This is a genomic window from Weeksella sp. HMSC059D05, assembly GCF_001809725.1.
GTDB lineage: Bacteria > Bacteroidota > Bacteroidia > Flavobacteriales > Weeksellaceae > Weeksella > Weeksella virosa.
In genome coordinates, this window is record NZ_KV798535.1 from 204,364 (window position 1) to 224,234 (window position 19,871).

At 36.1% G+C, this 19,871-nt stretch carries 17 protein-coding genes, 1 other RNA gene and 1 pseudogene; 9 read left to right on the forward strand and 10 right to left on the reverse strand.

Going from position 1 to position 19,871, the window contains the following annotated elements; all coding sequences use genetic code 11:
- Positions 1-4 precede the first annotated feature (4 nt).
- Positions 5-2,497: an exopolysaccharide transport family protein gene (locus tag HMPREF2660_RS05685; protein WP_013597705.1), complete on the forward strand. Its 2,493-nt coding sequence runs from the start codon at positions 5-7 to the stop codon at positions 2,495-2,497.
- A gap of 16 nt (positions 2,498-2,513) precedes the next feature.
- Positions 2,514-3,062, forward strand: coding sequence for a sugar transferase (locus HMPREF2660_RS05690; protein WP_013597704.1), 549 nt, complete (start codon positions 2,514-2,516; stop codon positions 3,060-3,062).
- Between the two features lie 87 nt (positions 3,063-3,149).
- Here HMPREF2660_RS05690 and HMPREF2660_RS05695 read toward each other — a convergent pair whose 3' ends face one another.
- The 4 genes from HMPREF2660_RS05695 to glmM form a co-directional block, all read right to left on the reverse strand.
- Positions 3,150-4,778 carry an acyl-CoA carboxylase subunit beta gene (locus HMPREF2660_RS05695; RefSeq protein ID WP_070486037.1) on the reverse strand — a complete coding sequence of 543 codons (1,629 nt, stop codon included), beginning with the start codon at positions 4,776-4,778 and terminating at the stop codon, positions 3,150-3,152.
- Positions 4,779-4,819: 41 nt separating this feature from the next.
- A complete protein-coding gene (locus tag HMPREF2660_RS05700) occupies positions 4,820-5,401 on the reverse strand; it encodes an acyl carrier protein phosphodiesterase (RefSeq protein WP_070486039.1) in 582 nt (193 codons plus the stop codon).
- A 75-nt stretch (positions 5,402-5,476) separates the two neighbouring features.
- A complete protein-coding gene (locus HMPREF2660_RS05705; protein WP_070486043.1) occupies positions 5,477-6,844 on the reverse strand; it encodes a tetratricopeptide repeat protein in 1,368 nt (455 codons plus the stop codon).
- Between the two features lie 61 nt (positions 6,845-6,905).
- Positions 6,906-8,288, reverse strand: a complete 1,383-nt coding sequence (glmM, locus tag HMPREF2660_RS05710; protein ID WP_070486045.1) for a phosphoglucosamine mutase — start codon at positions 8,286-8,288, stop codon at positions 6,906-6,908.
- Between the two features lie 184 nt (positions 8,289-8,472).
- Here glmM and HMPREF2660_RS05715 point away from each other — a divergent pair, with 184 nt between their 5' ends.
- Entirely contained in the window at positions 8,473-8,721 is a 249-nt protein-coding gene (locus tag HMPREF2660_RS05715; RefSeq protein WP_041942243.1) for a GlsB/YeaQ/YmgE family stress response membrane protein, read from the forward strand.
- A gap of 74 nt (positions 8,722-8,795) precedes the next feature.
- Here HMPREF2660_RS05715 and HMPREF2660_RS05720 read toward each other — a convergent pair whose 3' ends face one another.
- Both HMPREF2660_RS05720 and HMPREF2660_RS05725 read right to left on the reverse strand, forming a co-directional pair.
- Complete coding sequence (locus HMPREF2660_RS05720; protein WP_013597698.1) at positions 8,796-9,179, reverse strand: PUR family DNA/RNA-binding protein; 384 nt, start codon at positions 9,177-9,179, stop codon at positions 8,796-8,798.
- 83 nt (positions 9,180-9,262) lie between these two features.
- Positions 9,263-11,023: an ABC transporter ATP-binding protein gene (locus HMPREF2660_RS05725; protein ID WP_070486047.1), complete on the reverse strand. Its 1,761-nt coding sequence runs from the start codon at positions 11,021-11,023 to the stop codon at positions 9,263-9,265.
- Positions 11,024-11,084: 61 nt separating this feature from the next.
- Here HMPREF2660_RS05725 and nusB point away from each other — a divergent pair, with 61 nt between their 5' ends.
- Genes nusB through yajC form a run of 3 tightly spaced genes read left to right on the forward strand, consistent with a single transcriptional unit; the run spans position 11,085 to position 12,870 of the window.
- Positions 11,085-12,038: a transcription antitermination factor NusB gene (nusB, locus tag HMPREF2660_RS05730; protein WP_070486049.1), complete on the forward strand. Its 954-nt coding sequence runs from the start codon at positions 11,085-11,087 to the stop codon at positions 12,036-12,038.
- A 32-nt stretch (positions 12,039-12,070) separates the two neighbouring features.
- Entirely contained in the window at positions 12,071-12,523 is a 453-nt protein-coding gene (locus HMPREF2660_RS05735) for a DUF1573 domain-containing protein (protein WP_013597695.1), read from the forward strand.
- Between the two features lie 29 nt (positions 12,524-12,552).
- A complete protein-coding gene (gene yajC / locus HMPREF2660_RS05740; protein WP_013597694.1) occupies positions 12,553-12,870 on the forward strand; it encodes a preprotein translocase subunit YajC in 318 nt (105 codons plus the stop codon).
- A gap of 62 nt (positions 12,871-12,932) precedes the next feature.
- On the opposite strand, the pseudogene HMPREF2660_RS11115 reads toward yajC, so the two are convergent.
- From HMPREF2660_RS11115 to ffs, 4 genes and pseudogenes are all read right to left on the reverse strand, one after another.
- Positions 12,933-13,475, reverse strand: a pseudogene (locus HMPREF2660_RS11115) (YgcG family protein).
- 57 nt (positions 13,476-13,532) lie between these two features.
- Positions 13,533-15,392, reverse strand: a complete 1,860-nt coding sequence (gene yidC, locus HMPREF2660_RS05755; protein ID WP_013597692.1) for a membrane protein insertase YidC — start codon at positions 15,390-15,392, stop codon at positions 13,533-13,535.
- Complete coding sequence (locus tag HMPREF2660_RS05760) at positions 15,370-17,019, reverse strand: CTP synthase (protein WP_013597691.1); 1,650 nt, start codon at positions 17,017-17,019, stop codon at positions 15,370-15,372. Before HMPREF2660_RS05760 ends, yidC begins: the two co-directional genes overlap by 23 nt.
- A 75-nt stretch (positions 17,020-17,094) precedes the next feature.
- Positions 17,095-17,193, reverse strand: an RNA gene (gene ffs / locus HMPREF2660_RS05765) — signal recognition particle sRNA small type.
- Positions 17,194-17,618: 425 nt separating this feature from the next.
- On the opposite strand from ffs, the gene HMPREF2660_RS05770 reads away from it, so the two are divergent.
- From HMPREF2660_RS05770 to HMPREF2660_RS05780, 3 genes are read left to right on the forward strand one after another with little or no spacing between them, the layout of a single operon-like run.
- On the forward strand, positions 17,619-18,185 hold the full coding sequence (locus HMPREF2660_RS05770; protein WP_013597690.1) for a DUF4199 family protein: 567 nt from the start codon (positions 17,619-17,621) through the stop codon (positions 18,183-18,185).
- A gap of 1 nt (position 18,186) precedes the next feature.
- Positions 18,187-19,149, forward strand: coding sequence for a glycosyltransferase family 2 protein (locus HMPREF2660_RS05775; RefSeq protein ID WP_070486055.1), 963 nt, complete (start codon positions 18,187-18,189; stop codon positions 19,147-19,149).
- A 10-nt stretch (positions 19,150-19,159) separates the two neighbouring features.
- Positions 19,160-19,867 (forward strand): GIN domain-containing protein, encoded by a 708-nt coding sequence (locus HMPREF2660_RS05780; RefSeq protein WP_168160793.1) that lies wholly within the window; start codon positions 19,160-19,162, stop codon positions 19,865-19,867.
- The last annotated feature ends 4 nt before the right edge of the window (positions 19,868-19,871 follow it).

Consider the following 19,871-nt stretch of genomic DNA (forward strand, 5'->3'; position numbering starts at 1 on the left):
CTATATGCAACAACATAGTTCAAGCGACCAAAACTCTCAGAAAGTAAATAAAGTATCGCCTCTTGCTTTCGATTTCGAGCGACTTATTCCTCGAATAATCAATCATTGGCCGCTATTTATTCTTTCTGTTGGTTTTGCTTTGGGGGTAGCTTTTTATCTCAATAGCTGGTATTTTAAAAATATATACAAAACTTCTGCAACATTTCGTATAGGCTCTGGAATCAACAACTCGAATACCATGAGTGCATCGAATTCGATTAACTTCATTTGGGGAGGGTCGAATAATCGTGTACAAACCCTGTCATATGTAATGTCGTCTAGAACACACAACGATTTTGTTGTAAAAGAAACAGAAGGATATGTATATTATTACGAAGAAGGAAAACTAAAAAAGAAAGATTCGTATAAAACAGATGCACCTTTCAATGTAGTAGTAGATACGGTTCATACCCAAATTATCAATCAAGAAATTGCAGTAGAACCAATCAATGAATTTTCTTTCCGGCTCAAGCAAACAAGTACCTCGGGTACAGGAAGAGTATATAATTATGAACAAGACTCACTCTACTCAAAAAACATCAATATAGAATTACCGGTTGAAGCTCGTTATGGACAATGGATTTCTGGGAAGAATTTCCGATTTAAAATCATTCGAACCAAAATTCCTTACTACGAAGGAAGCAACTATACCTTCAAACTGGTAACGCTCAACGAAGCAATTCAGCGTACCTCGAGCAATATTTCCATAGTACCTGTACAAACCGGCGCAAATATAGTTTCGGTGAGTAAAACGGCCACAAATCTCAACGAGGCTGTAGATATCATCAATACTTCTCTTAAAGTCTTGATAAAAAACGAAATGGCCGAAAAGAACTTGGCTACAATCAAGACCAAAGAATATTTGCAATCTCAGCTCGATAAAGTAAAAGTAAAACTCGATAGCGCATCCCAAAACCTTACCGATTTACAAAAAAGAGAAAGGATTTATGATTTTGAAAGTAAAAAAGGCGAAGTAATCTCGGCCGTTACTTCCCTGGAGCGTGAGCGAGTGATGCAAATAGATCGTATCAATGCTCTGAACTCTTTGATTCCGAAATCAAATTCTAGCGTTAACAATATGATTGCCCTGAATATAGCTGGGCTCGATGTACAATACTACATGAATTATGTTGCCGAAATCGAATCATTAGAAAACCGTAAAAAAGAAATGTTGTTGACCTATCAGCCACAGTCGGAAGAAATACAGTTGCTGAATCAACAAATAGCCGAAGCGCGTAGATCGATCGATAATGTAGTGAGTGCTCAACGTAGAAAACTGAACTCGGATCTGAAAGATATCGAACGCAAGTTGAGTGATTACGAAAGTCAAGCACAGTTCCTACCACAACAAGAATTCTCTTTCTTAGAAGCGAATCGTGGCTTTGCAATCAATGATGAAATGTACAACAGTTTGATGACGCAGCTCAGCATTGCCGATATGCAAATAGCATCGAATGTATCGGATATTTTGATAGTAGACAATGCCCAAAACTTATCACAAGGTCCTATCGCACCCGATCGTAAACAAAACTACATAATCGCTCTGGTAATCGGATTGGCAGCTCCCTTACTTTATATAGTTCTGAGAGAATTGTTCGATACGAAAGTAAAAGTAATAAAAGATATTACCTCTCGAACCAAAATCCCTTTGATCGGAATTATAGGAAACTTAGGTGAGATGAATCCTTTGATTGTTATCGATCGACCAAAATCAGGAATAGCAGAAAGTTTCCGTGCTGTACGATCGAACTTGAAATTCTTGTACAAGAAAACAGCTGTGCATCCCAATAATAAAACAATTCTAGTAACTTCTTTTATCGGAGGCGAAGGGAAAACTTTTGTGTCGATGAACTTGGCATCAGTATTGGGAGCAGGAGATAAAAAAGCAGTATTGTTGGGGTTGGATTTACGCAAACCGAAGATTTTTGATGATTTCAAGCTCAATAACCATATCGGGGTTACCAACTATTTGGTTGATGAAGCCAGATTACAGGAGATCATTCAACCGACAAAACTTCCAAATCTTGATATCATTACAGCCGGACCAATTCCGCCAAATCCATCAGAATTGATTCTGAGTACGAAAATGGATGAGCTGATAAACCAACTGAAAGAACGCTACGATTATGTTGTTCTCGATACTCCTCCAATTGGCTTAGTTTCCGACTCTTATGATTTGCTGAAGTATGCAGATGCCACACTTTTCATTTCGCGATATAATTACTCTGAGCGCAATTTTTTGAATGCCGTCCAGTCGAAATACGAAGACGGAGAACTGAATAATATCGGGATTATCCTCAACGATTTCCAAGTGAAAATGGGCTATGGCTATGGCTACGGGAATGAGTACGGTTACGGTATGACATATGGTTATGGCTATTTTGAAGAAGATGAATTTTTCGAGGATAATTTTATCGGTAGAATTAAACGTTTCTTTCGTAACTTCAAACGACATTAAATCAAAATGATGCTATATGCTGAAAAGCATTTTCGATAAAACCTTTGCTTTAATCCTACTACTTCTGTTGGTAGGATTAATCTTTTTATTGATTATTCTCGCTACGATAGATACACAGCAATTCGGTTTGTTTAGCCAAAAAAGAGTGGGGCAACATGCCAAGCTTTTCACCATCTATAAGATTAGAACCATCCGAACCAAAAACCATCAAAAACAAATAACTTCTTTTGGCAGATTACTGCGAAAAACAAAACTAGATGAGATTCCACAATTGTATAATATTCTGATCGGTGAGATGAGTTTCGTTGGTCCACGTCCAGATTTAGAGGGGTATGCAGATAAATTACAAGGTGAAGACCGGATCATTCTACAAGTGAAACCAGGGCTTACAGGTCCAGCCCAATTGAAGTTTAGAAACGAAGAAGAGCTCCTCGCTCTACAAGAAAACCCATTGCAATACAATGATGAAGTGATTTGGCCACAGAAAGTTGCCATCAATAAAGAATATGTGAAACATTGGTCCTTCGGGAAGGATTTGTATTATATCTATAAAACAATTGTATAAATTATACAAATTAAACAACCATCAATGAGAAACGCCTTCTAACAGAAGGCGTTTCTCATTGATCAATAAGTGTACGACTCTATTTATTTAGGTCTGAATTACACCTAAATTAAAAGGTTTTTCTATCGGTGCATGATTGGCTGCTTCTATCCCCATCGAAATCCATTTTCGCGTATCCAAAGGATCGATGATACCATCGGTCCAAATTCTAGCAGCTGCATAGTACGGACTCGTTTGTTTGTTATACTTTTCGGTAATGTCTGCAAGAAGTTCGTTCTTTTTGGTTTCGTCTACATCGATCCCTTTACTTTTTAGTGCAGATTCTTTTATTTGTAGCAATACTTTTGCTGCTTGTTCACCACCCATTACTGCTAATTGCGCAGAAGGCCAAGCGGCAATGAGACGAGGGTCGTAAGCTTTACCACACATGGCATAATTTCCTGCACCATAGGAGTTACCTACGACGATAGTAAATTTTGGTACAACAGAGTTGGAAACTGCATTTACCATTTTTGCACCATCTTTGATGATGCCACCGTGTTCGGATTTAGACCCAACCATGAAGCCAGTAACATCTTGCAAGAAGACCAATGGGATTTTTTTCTGATTACAATTGGCAATAAAACGGGTTGCTTTGTCGGCAGAATCCGAATAAATTACACCACCAAACTGCATTCCGTCTTTTTTAGATTTTACGACGGTTCGTTGATTAGCTACAATCCCTACTGCCCAACCATCTATACGTGCATAAACACAAATTATCGTTTTACCGTAATCGCCTTTGTATTCATCGTACTCAGAATTATCAACCAAACGCTTGATGATTTCGTACATATCGTATTGCTCGGCACGAGATATAGGTAAGATACCGTAAATATCTTCTTCGTTGAGTGCAGGTTTTACAGCTTCTACTCGGTTGAAACCAGCTTTTTCATAATCACCTATTTTACTCATAATCGATTTGATCCGATCAAGAGCATCTTTGTCGTCTTTGGCTTTGTAATCGGTAACTCCAGAAATTTCACAGTGTGTGGTAGCACCACCCAAGGTTTCATTGTCTATTTCTTCTCCGATAGCAGCTTTTACCAAGTAACTTCCGGCCAAAAAGATAGAGCCGGTTTTATCTACAATCATGGCCTCATCACTCATTATTGGGAGATAAGCACCACCGGCAACACAGCTTCCCATAACGGCAGAGATTTGGGTAATCCCCATTGATGACATGATTGCGTTGTTACGGAAAATACGACCAAAATGTTCTTTGTCCGGAAATATTTCGTCTTGCATTGGTAAATATACTCCTGCACTATCGACCAAATAGATGATGGGTAATCTGTTTTCCATGGCGATTTCTTGTGCACGAAGGTTTTTTTTACCCGTTATCGGAAACCATGCACCTGCTTTTACTGTTGCATCATTGGCAACAACGATGCATTGTTTGCCAGATACATATCCAATTTTCACAACAACTCCTGCAGAAGGACAACCACCTTCTTCTTCGTACATTCCATCGCCAGCTAAAGCACCAATTTCTATGCTTGGTTTTTTGGGATCTAGTAAATAGTCGATCCGTTCGCGAGCAGTTAGTTTTCCTTTTGCTTTATGGGATGCTATTCTCTTTTCGCCGCCACCCAAATACACTTCTGTTAACTTGCGTTTGAGTTTACTTAACTCTAATTTATTGTAATCTTCTCTCTTGTTAAATGTAAGATCCATTTTTCATTTTTGTTTGTGGTTAAAGCTAAGGAAATTTGATGTTATCTAAAAAGAAATCTTCGGCAATTCTGTTCTAATTGTGGATAAAAAGAAAAAAAATTTCTTTCTAGCTCTGGTAAATGTTGTCGAAGAATTGGTAGGGAGTTAGCCAAACGATTCTCGAACTTTGTTCGCTTGCCAATATTGCGCAAGGTAAGTGCAACACCTTCTAGTGTAGTGTAGTTCTCGAACCAATCATGTAAAAGTAAATGGTAGATAATGTATTGTAATTTTGGTGGGAAGATTTGTTCTGATGTTTTGAATAATTGATAACAATTTTTTTTGAAGCTCTTAAAAGGTTGTGTAACAAATGTCTCCCAATGTTGAATCAAGAAATAGTCAAAAATAACATCAATTACAATAGGAGAAAATTTCCCTTGATCGGCATGCAAAAGGGCAGTACTCTCTTTCACAATAGGGTGTGCGTCGGTAAATGTGTCTATTTGCCGATGCAATAATATCCCTTTTTGTAAGTTGGGTGAGTATTGCTGATATTGATTTCCTTTTACTACCTCACCCAATAGATTTCCTAGCTGAAGATTCGGGTCGCCGAATGATAAAACTTGATGTGCTACGTAGTTCATTAGTTAGGTGATTTGCATGACCACAAGTTACGATTTCGCCACAAGTTTATCGAATTTAAAAGCGTTGAAAATGTGTTATTCTTCGAATAAAAAGCTTGTTCTATTAAAAAGAATAGGATATTTTTTATACATCTCGACCTTGATGGATTCGTCTAGTCGTACTGCAAGTTGAAAAGCATTTAGACCTTTTTCTTCCTCATTCAATAAATAATAGCAATTACTTAGCTGATACAACAATTCGGCACGATTGAAGTGTACCAGTCCTTTATGGATGGTTTCTACAGCACGAGAATAATCACCAATCGCAATCAGGGTCTCTACCATGCCCAACCAATTGTAGAGATTTAGGGGGTCATGCTCGGTTAAGAACTGATAGTCTTGTATGGCTTCTTCGTACTGGCCAAGTTGAATGTTGAGATAGGCATGTCTTTTCCTATAATCAGAAACGTTGGCATCCAAATCTAGTGCACGATCTAGGTAATACATTGCGTCTTGATAATTTCCTAAACTCTCATACAAATCAGAAGTGCAAATCCAAGCTTTTTCTAATTGTGGATCATCATGAATAGCTTTGTGGAAAGCCTGAAGTGCTTTGAATGGTTGTTTTAATTTCTTGTAACATTCCCCAATTTTGATGTAGGTAAAAGCCGCTGTATCATCCAAAGGTAAAATTTCTTGGTATTCTAGAATAGCCGCTGTATAATCTTGTAATTGCTCGAAGCAAAATGCTTTCTGGTTATAGCCTGAAATGTTTTGCGGATTGATGATTGTAACAAAATCGAATGCCCGAAGGGCTTCTTGGTATTTTTTCTGACTTGAATAAAGTGTACCCAATTGATACCATGCATTTTCGTTGTATGGATCTTGATCAATAATATGGTTGAGAAACTCTATGCATTCATTGGTTTGATGAAGCTCTTCGTAGCATTGTATGGCCGAGTAGAAAGCAAATTCGTTTTGTGGATTTTCGTCCAATGATTTTTTAAAATACACCAACGCAGAACTCAAAGCATCTAAATGGAGGTATTCGCTCCCAATGCAATTATAAATATAATCAAGCTCTTCATCCCACATCAAAGCTTTTTGGTAGAATTGGATTGCTAACTTTGGGTTGTTTTTCAGGCTCCAATATTTAGCCACTGCCAAAAGATAGTCCAAATCATTTTGAGCCAAATCTCTTAGTTTTCTTATTATTTCTGTAGCAGCAACCAATTCGTCGATATATATATAGTACTCTAACTCTTTTATCTGTATATTGGTATTGTCTGGATACAATTGATAGGCATATTCTAAGGCCTTCTGTGCATATTCGTAATCACCAATTTCTAGATAAAAAGCAATAATCTCACACATTTGCTCCGAATCGAAAAAAATAGTATCATTGTTTTCGAGCATCGATTCAAATTGGTCTACGTAATCATTATTCATTAATTCATCATCCATATACGAAAGTTAGTGATATTATTTGATAAAATTAAGGTTCTATTCTCTAGTTTATAACTTTCTATACAATATGTTTTATTTTTTCTATAACAGAATCGGCCAAAGCTTCTGCTTTTTCTTGCGAAGTACTCTCGGTATAGATTCGGATAATCGGTTCTGTATTCGATTTTCTTAGGTGAATCCACTCATCGTCAAAATCAATTTTTACTCCATCTATGGTATTGATATTGGTGTCATTATAATAGTTTTGGATGTTTTCTAAAATTTGATCAACATCGACTTCAGGGGTCAATTCGATTTTCTTTTTGGCCATATAATAAGCCGGATAAGTATCTCTAAGTTCTTTTACTTTTTTATTTTGTTCTGCTAAATGTGTCAAGAAAAGTGCAATCCCGACCAATGAGTCACGGCCATAATGCAACTCTGGATAAATAATTCCACCATTTCCTTCACCGCCAATTTTCGCATTCAATTCTTTCATTTTTTCTACCACGTTTACTTCACCCACTGCAGAAGGCTCATAAATTTGGCCATATTTTTTAGCAATGTCACTCAAAGCACGCGAAGAAGAAAGATTTGAAACCGTTGCAGAAGGAGTTTTGCTCAATACGTAGTCGGCAACAGCTACCAGGGTATACTCTTCACCAAACATAGAGCCGTCTTCATTGATTAGTGCCAAGCGGTCTACATCGGGATCTACAACAATGCCGAAATCTGCTTTTTCTTCCACTACTTTTTTAGAGATATCGGTAAGATGTTCTTTTAGAGGTTCTGGATTGTGTGGGAAATGGCCGTTCGGCTCGCAATATAATTTTATATACGATACTCCTAATTGATCCAACAATTTGGGGATAGCAATTCCTCCGGTAGAATTTACAGCATCTATCACCACTTTGAAATTTTTTGCTTGTATGGCTTCTTTGTTTACCAAAGGTAAAGCCAAAATCATTTCAATATGTTCGTCAATTGCGGTTGTATAGCTTTTATATTGGCCAAGATCATCCACCTTCGCAAACTGAAAAGCTTCTTTTTCGGCAAGGTCTAAAATTTTTTGCCCTTCTGCTGCAGAAATGAATTCTCCTTGTTCATTGAGGAGTTTCAGTGCATTCCATTCTTTTGGGTTATGAGAAGCGGTTAAGATTATCCCTCCATCTGCATCTAGTTTTGGTACCATAACCTCTACCGTAGGAGTGGTCGATAAGCCTAAATCGATTACATGTATGCCTAACCCAATCAAGGTGTTGGATACCAATTGACTTATCATTTCGCCCGAAATACGGGCATCTCGACCAATCACCACCGATAAAGATTGTTTCGTTTTATTTTCTCTTAGCCAAGTACCATAGGCAGCTGCAAACTTCACTGCATCGATAGGTGTAAGGTTGTTGCCAGGTTCGCCACCAATAGTGCCGCGTAAACCAGATATAGATTTTATTAAAGCCATTCGTATAGTTTGTTTTTTTATTAACCAAGGCAAAGTTACGCTATAATATTGAGTTTTGGAGAAATGTTAAAATTTTAAGTTTTATTTATCTTTTTCTTTTTAGGTATGTTTTTTGTTAAACTGATAATATAAACTTTAAAAAAATAAAAATATGTTAATTTCAACTTTGATTTTTGGCTTTATCATGAATATTATTTCATGGGCTATTTTCGGATTAATTGCGGGTGTAATTGCTAAAATGATATCTCCAGGTAAAGACCCAGGAGGATTTTTCGTAACTATAATAATTGGGATCTTAGGTTCTATTTTGGGCGGATGGATAGCTTCTTTCTTTTTTACGCTCGACGAAAGTAAATGGTCTTTCCAGGGGTTTCTTGTTGCAATTCTAGGTGCAGTGCTATTGCTTTTTATCTATAAAAAAATAGCGAAATAAACCAAGCTTATAGCATAAAAAAAGCCGTGAATAATAAACAATTTCACGGCTTTTTTTGTCGATAAAGTTTATGATTAAATGTCTTCGAACTCGAGATCTGTGAAATCGTTTGTTACCCCATTACTTTGGTCGTTCGAGAACTCTTTCTTCGGATTGAAATCGTTTTGATGTTTTTCAGAAATTACAACTTCACCTTTTTCTTTTAGAATATAGGCGGTAGTTTCGTTTAACAATTCTTTGAAATTGGTAAAATCTTCTTTATACAAATAAATCTTGTGTTTTTTGTATTGGATGTTTCCATCGTCTAAAGTATTCTTTTTACTCTCGGTTATGGTGAGATAATAATCGCCTGCCTTGGTCTCTCTTACATCGAAAAAATACGTTCGGCGTCCTGCTCGTAGTACCTTGGAAAATATCCCATCTGTATCTACACTTTCATATTTTTCAAATTCGCTCATGTGTTAAAGGTAATTTATTTTTTAATACTTTGTTAACAAAACTAAATAAATTTTAACTAAAAGCAAGGGTTTCTAAAAATAATTTAGGTTTCTTTGAGTTGCTCTCTATATAGGATAGAAAAATAATTATCACTTTTCATTAAATTCGATGGTGTGTCGAACTCTTCAACCTGCCCATCATTCAAGACTAAAACCTCGTTGGCATTTTTGGCCGATGAAATTCTATGAGTAATAATAATGGCTGTTTTGGACTCGATTTCGGTTTCTAAATTTGTGAGAATTTGTTCTTCTGTTTCAGTGTCAACAGCAGAAAGAGCATCATCGAAAATAAGAATCTGAGGGTTTTTTACCAAAGCTCTTGCAATAGAGATACGTTGTTTTTGCCCACCCGAAAGTGTGACGCCGCGCTCTCCAACAACCGTTTGATAAGCTTCTTTGAAACCCATAATGTTATCGTGCACCACAGCTTGTTTGGCATAATGTATTGCTTTCTCTTGGTCTTGTTCATCACTCCCAAATAGAATATTGTTTTGGATAGTATCCGAAAATAAAAAGGATTCTTGAGGGACAAACCCAATAGCTTCTCTCAAGTCGTATAAGTTGAATGAATCCAAAGGTTTGCCATCCAGAAGAATTTCACCTGATGTTGGTTGCAACAAACGAGCAATCAGTAAAGCAATGGTCGATTTTCCCGAACCTGTTTTGCCAATAATCGCTAAGGTTTCTCCTTTTTTTAGTTTGAAGGAAACACTGTCGAGAGCTTTGATACCTGTATTTTCATAGATATAACTGACATTTCGGAACTCGATTTCTCCTTTGATTGGTGTAGGCTCTTGGGTATGATTTACTATTTCTGATTCTTGATCAAGAAACTCATTGATTCTTGCCATCGAGGCTTCCGCACGCTGCACAATCATCGTTACCCAACCCAAAGATGTAAATGGCCAAATCAACATGTTGAGGTACATGAAAAATTGTCCGATTACACCAATGCTTAGCGTTCCGTCCATGTATTTCTTTCCGCCTAGATATAAAATCACTAGATTGCTAAGCCCTACAATAATAATCATTAACGGACCAAAAGCTGCCTGAATTTGTGCTAAAGAAAGTGCTTTATCTTGGTATAAATCAGAGCTTAATTCGTATTTTTTCTTGATAAAATCCTCGGTGTTGAAAGACTTGATGATTCGTATTCCGGCAAAGGTATCTTGTACAGAAGAAGATATAAGCGATTGTTGTGCTTGCAGTATTTTACTTCTTTTATTGATCCGAAGTGCAACTTGATAAATCAATAAAGATAAAATAGGTAAAGGTGCCAGGGTGTATAGGGTAAGGTCTCGATCGATTTGCAACATAAAGATAAACAAAATGAACGTGCGAGAAAGTAAATCGATTGGGTACATAATTCCCGGCCCTAAATATTGTCGTACGAGCGAAACATCTTCGGTGATACGGTTCATTAAATCGCCTGTTTTATTTTTCTTATAGAAGGTGAGCGATAGGTTCTGATAATGCTGGAAGATAACATTTTTCAGGTCGTACTCTATCAATCTCGAAGTGGCAATAATCATTTGTCGCGTTCCGATGGTTAATATACCGGCCAAAATCTTCAAACCAATAAAAGCCAAGACTGTCCATAAAAGACCTTGCTTGAGGGTTTCAATATCGAGGTTACCCTTCTCTATAAAGTTGGTCAATAACTCTTGTACAGAGTTCAGAGCTTTCCCAATATAATTGATTGAAAATACATTGACATAGTTGGAACAAATGATGAGAAAAAAACCAATAATGAGTTTCCATTTATAGTTCCACAAGAATTTATTTAATTTCTGTAACGCTTTCACTAGACAAAATTACAATTTTACGTACCTTTGCCAAAATTTAGGACGTTATATCATTGAAATTATGTTGGGAAGAAGACAACTTCGAGAAAAAGTAATGCAAGCAATCTATGCGTACAATAGTCAAGGGTCTGATAGTGATGTTCGTATCATCGAGAAAAATATGATGAAAGGCATCGATCAGATATACGATTTATACCTTTACCTTCTTAATACTATTTTGATACAGAAAGACATTGCACTCGAGAAAATCGAGATAGGTAAAACCAAAAACTTCCCAACACAGGAAGACTTACACCCGAATATGAAGTTTGTCGATAACAAAGTTTTTCATATTTTATCGATAAATAATGAGTTGAACGACTATGTAAGTAAGAACAAACAAATTAGTTGGGATATTTATGATTCGTACCCCAATAATATTTACAAGTCGTTGATAAAAAGTGATTTGTATGTAGATTATATGAAGAGTGAAATACACTCTTTAGATGAGGACAAAGCATTTATTACACAATTTTTCGTGAATTTTATTGCCGATAACGAAGGTCTGCACGATTGGTTCGAGGAGCAACACATCAATTGGGTAGATGATATTCATATTGCGAATACGATGGTGTATAATACGATACAATCTTTTACAACAAAAAGTGGAGAAAATATCAGGCTTTTCAAAGTGTATAAAGACGAGGAAGATCAAAAGTTTGCACAAGATTTATTTCGATTAACAGTGAAGCATCAATCCCAAAACAAAGAATTCATTGGTGAGATGGCCGAAAACTGGGAGTTGGATAGGATTGCTGCTGTTGACTTGATTATTTTAGAGATGGCAATTACCGAGTTTAAACGTTTTCCAAGTATCCCTACCAAAGTTACGATCAATGAATACATCGAATTGGCGAAGAATTATTCAACCGAAAAAAGTAGAATTTTCGTGAATGGAATTTTAGACAAAGCTTTGAGAAAACTTACTGACTCTAATCAGGTAAATAAATTCGGGAGAGGATTATTTGAAAAATAATTTTAAGTATATTTGAAGAAATAATAAAAAGTATGAAAAAAAATAGACTCTTCTTATTGGGTGCTTTAGCTATAACAACAGCTTTTACAGCTTGTAAAAAAGAAAGTGCCACAGATGTGTATACTGAGCAGGAAAAAACAGAAATTGCCGAAAATGTGGTGGATCCAGAAAATGCACCAGTTTTGGTATTGAGCGAATCGAACTTCAATTATGGCGATGTGAAAATGAATGAATCGAAAGATCATTATTTCGTTATCACCAACGAAGGGAAATCTCCACTAGTGATAAAAGATGCACGTGCAACTTGTGGTTGTACAGTGCCAGAGTGGCCGAAAGAACCTATACCTGCAGGCGGTAAAGATTCGATCAAAGTTCAGTTTACTGCAGGAACTGTTCTAGGAAACACACAGAAAAAAGTAAGTCTTACGACAAATACAGCTCAAGGTTTAGAGGAGTTTACGATTTCTGCAAACGTTGTAGAATAAGCAACTAATAAATAAAAAAAATAATACGAATGACTTCATCAATTTTTTTACAAGCAGGCGCTGAAGGAGGAGGATGGGGAACATTGCTGCTTTTTGGTGGAATGTTCATCATAATGTACTTCTTTATGATTCGTCCGACTATGCAAAGACAAAAAAAAGAAAAACTATTTCAAGACGAGGTAAAAGTCGGTGATCAGGTGGTAACGACCTCTGGGATTCATGGTAGAATAGGACAATTGTCTGATGACCATTTTATCCTAGAAACTGGTGCAGGGAAAATAAAAATGGAGCGTACCGCAATCTCAAAAGAGTTGACAACTGCACGTTACAAAACTATAGAAAAATAAACTAGTTCAATAGCTTCTAAAATAAAAAGGTGAAAACCAATGCGGTTTTCACCTTTTACATTTTAGAAGGTTGATTTTTGTCGAGCCATAATCAGTTTATTTATAGCCTTGTCAAAACCATCGTAAAGCTTATTTTGGGGCAGAGCATCTTGTAATAGATTTTCTGTGATTTTTTCTTTTATCGAGTCTTGGATAAAATTTTCACTTGTAGAGCCTACTTCTATTTTCACTTCTTTTTGGGCAAGATTCACAATAATAAAGATAGTATTGTCAATTTCTTTTTTAGTCATATCTCATTGTTCGCCAAGGTTTTTTGCAAAATCGTCTATCGAAGAATATTGATAATAGCTAGGTATGGTGACCAAAATAATACGATTGTAGGTAAGATTATCGTAACGTTGAAGTTTATCCTGCAATTTGTTTTTTTCGGTAACAGAGAAAATAGAATCAAAATCGTTTACATAACCAACCGGTTTCGGAAAACCATCTTTGGGTTTATTTCTTTCGATGATTTTGGTATATGCCAACTCTTTTTCATCAATCGAAGGGCGACATCCAAACCATAAAACAGTGCAAAACAATAAACCGTATCTTAAATATTTCATATAAAAAAAGCCTTATTCAAAGATAAGGCTTCTTGTGTTGTTATGGTGTAAGATGAATTATCTTTTATTGTTTTTCTTCATTCGCTCTTGTTCGGCTTGCATTTCTTGTGCTTTTTTCATCATTTCTTGCATGCGTTGGCTAAACTTGCTTGTTTTCATAGGTTTAGCTTTGTTTTCTTGTATCATTGCATGGATTTTATCTTCTTTGATCATTACGTTTTTGATATAAAGAACAATGAAAATATTAATCACATTCGATACCAAATAATACCAAGAAAGACCAGAAGCGTAATTATTTAAGAATACGAAGAAGAAAATAGGCATTATATACATCATGTATTTCATGAATTGCATATTGGGCATCCCTTCTTGCTGTGGCATATTGTTGAAGTTATCCATCGAACCAGATACTTTGAAATAGACCATCATCGCAACGATATATAAAAGAGCAAAAATACTCAAGTGTCCGTTGAGGAATGGGATACTTGCTGGTATCTGAATAACCGAATCGAAGGCGGTTAAATCTTCAGCAAACCAAAAAGGTTCTCCTCGCAAGTCGATTACGTTCGGAAAGAATCGGAACAAAGCATAGAAAATCGGAATCTGCAATAAAGCTGGTAAACAACCTGCAAGTGGATTAACCCCTGCTTTGCGATAAATTTCCATGGTGGCTTGCTGCTTTTTCATTGCATCTTTCGGATCTTTGAATTTTTCATTGAGTTCATTGAGTTCAGGACGCAAAACTTTCATCATTGCACTTTGTCTGTACTGCTTGTACATAATCGGTGATAGAACTAATTTTACTACGATGGTCATCAAGAATATTGCCCATCCGTATGGAACAATTTTTGCCAAAGATTGGAATATAAATAAGAAAAAATATTTATTCAACCATCCTAAGAATCCCCAACCATACGATACAATTTTTTCGAATCCTTTATCATTGTATTTTTTCAGATTATTAAAGTCTAGTGGAACAAAATCCCATGATAAATGTTGATTGATTTCACCAGATTTTATTTCGATTGGTGCGCTAAAATTAAATCCTTTGTTGTATTTGCTTTTTCCGATTTCGTAATTTATCGAACCACCATTGGTGTTTTTCAATCCCCCATCAAAGGATAGAATAGAAGCGAAAAATTGTTGCTTAAAGGCAATCCAATCAATACTTTCTTTTTCTTCCCATTTATCGGCACCAAAAAGTTCATATTCTACGCTATTTTTACCCGAGAGTTTGAAATATGTATGCGACCAATAATGCTCTTGATCTTTACCTTTTTCTAAACTAAATGCATCCAAATTCCAGTTAAGTGCAATGTTTTTGTCATGCGTTACTCGGTGCAATCCTTGTGACCGTATCTGGAAATCTAATCCATATTTATCATCAAAAGAGTAGATATAATGCAATTGCCCGGCACCAATTTGGGCGGTCATCGTAAGAACTTTAGTCGACCCTTTTTGTTCTTGTTTCGGGCTGAAAATTAGTTCTTTCGTATTAATGGTTTTTCCATTGATATCTTTAAAGCTTAAATTAAACTGGCTATTGCCATCTTTCACTAAATAGAGTGGTTGTGCATCAACGCCTTTTAGTGAATCGAATGCTAAATGCTCTTTTAATTGTACTAAGCCAATTTGTCCACCTCTACCGTTAACCTGAATTTTTACGTGCTCATTTTCGAAGGTAACATTCTCCTCCTTTACCACTTGTTGTGTAGCGAGGGAGTCGGTAGGGAATTGAGCAATATCTTTTTGGGTTCCCTTGTTTTTTTCAGTAGCTTCTTTGGCTAGTAACTCCTGTTTTTGCCTAGCCAATTCTTCTTCAGAGGGCTTGGTCATCCAGAAGTAAACACCAAATAATATGGCGATTAATACAAAGCCGATGAGCTGATTAAAGTCAAAGTTTCTCTCCTTTTGCATTGATTTTTTCGTTTAATGAGTGATTAAGGGTTGCCTCGATAAATTGTATAAATAATGGATGAGGTGAGTCAACCGTACTTTTGTATTCCGGGTGAAATTGCACACCCATGTAAAATGGATGTTGGTCTAGTTCTAATATTTCTACCAGTTCTGTTTCAGGATTAATTCCTGTTGGGATAAAGTTGTTTTGTTCGAACTCTTCTTTGAAATCGTTATTGAACTCGTAACGATGACGATGACGCTCTTTGATCAATTGGCTTTTGTATATAGAGGCAGCTTTAGAACCTTCGATCAATTCGCATACCCAACTTCCTAGACGCATTGTACCACCTTTTTCGGTAACATTTTTTTGGGCATCCATTAGAGAGATAACAGGGTGAGGTGTTTGGGTATCCATTTCGGTAGAATCTGCTTTTTCATAGCCTAAAACATTACGCGCAAATTCTATCGCCATGATCTGCATCCCTAAACAAATCCCTAAGGTTGGGATACGATTTCGGCGAGCATAATTGGCTGCGATAATTTTGCCATTAATACCGCGATCCCCAAAACCAGGAGCAATCAATATGCCGTGTACACCTTTTAGTTCATCGGCCACATTGCTTTCGGTAAGATCGCCAGAATAAACCCAACGAACTTTTACTTTTGTGTCTAGTGTTGCACCAGCATGTGTAAAAGCTTCTGTGATTGATTTGTAGGAGTCGTGGAGGGTTACATATTTTCCTACCAAAGCAATTTCGATTTCGTTTTTTGGGTGTAGTGAGCGTTCTAAGAACGTTTTCCAAAGTGTAAAATCGGGTTGTTGATTATAAGGTAAATCTAGTCCTTTGAGAACGACTTCGTCAAATTGTTGCTCATGCAATAAGAAAGGAACGCCATAGATGGATTCGGCATCCATACATTCGATTACATTTTCTTTTTTCACATTGCAGAATTGTGCCAATTTCGCTTTTACGTCTTTTGGTAAATGATGTTCGGTGCGCGTAACCAATACATCTGCTCGGATGCCACTTTCCATCAAAGTACGAACAGAGTGTTGGGTAGGTTTGGTTTTCAATTCGCCAGAAGCAGATAGATAAGGAACTAATGTGAGGTGAATCACTATAGAATTTTTCTCCCCTAATTCCCAAATCAGTTGGCGAACGGTTTCTATATAAGGTAACGACTCTATGTCGCCTACAGTTCCTCCGATTTCGGTAATAATGATGTCGTAATCTCCTGTATTGCCAAGAAGTTTTATTCTTCTTTTTATTTCATTGGTAATATGTGGGACAACCTGAACAGTTTTACCTAAATAATCTCCACGACGTTCTTTTTCTATTACGGTTTGGTACACACGACCAGTAGTTACGCTATTGGCTTGTGAAGTAGCTCGATTGAGAAAACGTTCGTAGTGTCCGAGATCGAGGTCGGTTTCTGCTCCGTCTTCGGTTACATAGCATTCACCATGCTCGTACGGATTCAGTGTGCCTGGATCGACGTTAATATAAGGGTCTAATTTTTGGATTGTTACACGATAGCCACGTGCTTGTAGCAACATTCCAAGGGAAGATGCGACAATTCCTTTCCCTAGGGAAGAGGTAACGCCACCTGTTACAAAGATAAATTTTGGTGTATTTTTTTCCATTGAATTCAAAACAATGGACGCAAAATTACGAATAAAAATAAGGGGAAAAAAATTGTTGAGAGGAATTTAAAAAAAAAGTGGCAAGCGACCTACATCACACCGCTACAACCGTTTACCTTTGCTACGTTCCCGTCCTGGAGGATTCAACAGGAGCTGGTTGTGTAGGACTTGCCGATGCAAATATATGCTTATTTTTTTATAACAGAAAATCAATTCGCTAAAAACATGTTCAATCCTTTGTAATTTGTTGATTGTTAGTTGGTAATTTTTTTCTTGTTTCGTGTGTTATGGGTGAATATACCTAGCTTATTAAAAAAAAAGTGTATGCAAATACAAAGATAATACTCTGCATTTTCTCAATCTTTACTACTTTCGATGAAAAATCTCTATCCAAAAATTGTTTGGCTGGATTATAATGAAGTTTTTCTTGATCATGCATTCTTTTTAGGTTGTGTAACAGATCAATCGATTATGAATAAATAAAAAACAAAAAATAGGTAGAAATGCTAGAATCTTATTATAAAATTCAGAATATAAAAGTAAAGGATAGTTAGTGTAAATATACATTTTTTTCAAACGAGTTTCGTTATCTTTGTCAGATGAATCAATTGTCAACTTTTATTAAAGATGCCGTGATTTTAGTCGCTGCAACTTTGGTTATTTTTTTCGGATATTATATGATTTTCAGCACCAATGGGTCCATTACTGCAAAATCTTTTTACAAAACCTCTATCTTTCTCAACGCCTTTGTTTTGGTGCCTTTATATGGAGGTTATGCTTTTTACAAGGTCTTTACTTACTCTAAGAGAAAAGCCAAAACCGCTACAGAAATAGAGCATTTAATGACCTTTAGAGAAGGATTGAGAGAAGGGTTTTTACCCTTATTCTTGGGTGGAAGTGTTAGTCTAATAATTATTTTCATTTTTATGAATACATCTGGTCTATGGCTACAAGATGTCCTTAAAGATGGTTTTATGGATACTTTTTCCGATAACAATGAAGCAAGTATCAAAGAAGATATCCAAAAATTACGAGAAGACGAAAGTGTGATGGGCGTTAATTTATTCTCTTTTCGTAACTTCTTTGCCTTCTACCCCTTAGTTTTATTGTATTACATAATGATTTCGGCCTTTTTTGCTCAATTTCTAAAAAAACGTATCTATTAAAATGAAGCTTTCGATTGTCATTCCGTTGCTCAATGAGCAAGATTCTTTAGAAGAACTATTCAGTCGTATAAAAAAAATATGTCAACAATACGACTACTCATTCGAGGTGATTTTTGTTGATGACGGGAGTACGGATGATTCTTGGCAGGTAATTGAGTATTTATCAAAATTCAACCCAGAAATAAGAGCCATTCGTTTCCGAAAAAATTATGGAAAATCTCAAGCGTTAAGTGCAGCTTTTGCAATAGCAAAAGGCGAAGTTGTCATTACGATGGATGCTGATCTACAAGATTTCCCCGAAGAAATCCCAAATCTTTATTCCATGTTGATTAATAAAAATGCAGACATCGTCTCGGGTTGGAAGCAAAAAAGAAAAGATCCCAAACTAACGAAAAATCTACCCTCGAAGTTATTCAATTGGGTGGCAAGAAAAACCTCTGGAGTCGAGTTACATGACTTCAATTGCGGCCTGAAAGCCTATAAAAGTGAAGTTGCAAAGAACCTTGAACTCTATGGGGATATGCACCGATACATTCCTGTTTTGGCCAAAAATAATGGCTACAATGTAATCTTAGAAAAACAAGTACGGCACCAGGCAAGGAAATACGGTTATTCTAAATTTGGCGCAAGTCGTTTCGTGAATGGCTTTCTAGACTTGATAACATTATCATTTGTTTCGAAATTTGGGAATCGACCAATGCATATTTTCGGCCTTTTGGGTACGTTAATGTTTCTATTAGGATTTTTATTTTCGATGTATTTAGGCTTTGATAAGCTTATAAAAGTTTATATACGAGAAAAACCAGCCCGCTTAATAACCGATAATCCTTTTTTTTATATTTCTTTGACAACGATGGTTTTAGGAACTCAGCTATTTTTGGCAGCGTTTTTGGGAGAACTCATCGTAAGAAAAAAAACAGACAAAACATTGTATTCGATAAAGGATCAAATCAATGTCTATTAAATTAAAAATTATGAAAAAAATATATGTACTTTCTGTGGCAAGCTTGCTTTTTGCATCATGTCAATCGAATATAGATGGAGAAGGTCCATCCAACCAAAAAATTGTTTCGAAAAATGTAGAAACTATACAGTCACTAGAAGCAAACTGTAATTGCGAATTAACCTTGATACCTGGAACTGAAAATAAAGTAGAGGTAGAAAGTCATCAAAATATTCTCGATAACTTTACCATAGAAGCCAAAGGTAAAACCTTGTTACTCAGTGAGAAAATTCCAGTGGATAAATACAACAATTACCAAGTTTTTGTTTATGTAACTAGGGATTTTAAAAACTTAGAAATAAAAGGTTTAACCAGTGCTAAAGTAGTCGGAACATTGAATGCAGACAATCTGGCAATCTCGTTAAAAGATCAAGCAAAATTAAGTGAAATCTATCTAATAACGAATGATTTTGATTTGAAAGCACAAAATCAAACTCAAGTAGACCTAAGAGGAACAGCAGTCAATCTGAATTTGAAAGCCTATGATCAGGCAAACCTAAACTTAACAAATTTCGAAGTAAATGATACCAAATTTGTAGTGGAAAATAATGCACAAATCATTATAAACTCTAGAAACTCTTTGGTAGGAGATGCCAAAGGGACCGCTGTTGTAGAATATATAGGAAACCCAAGAAAAGACACCAAAATTGCTGATCAAGCGCAAGTAATAAAAAAATAGTACA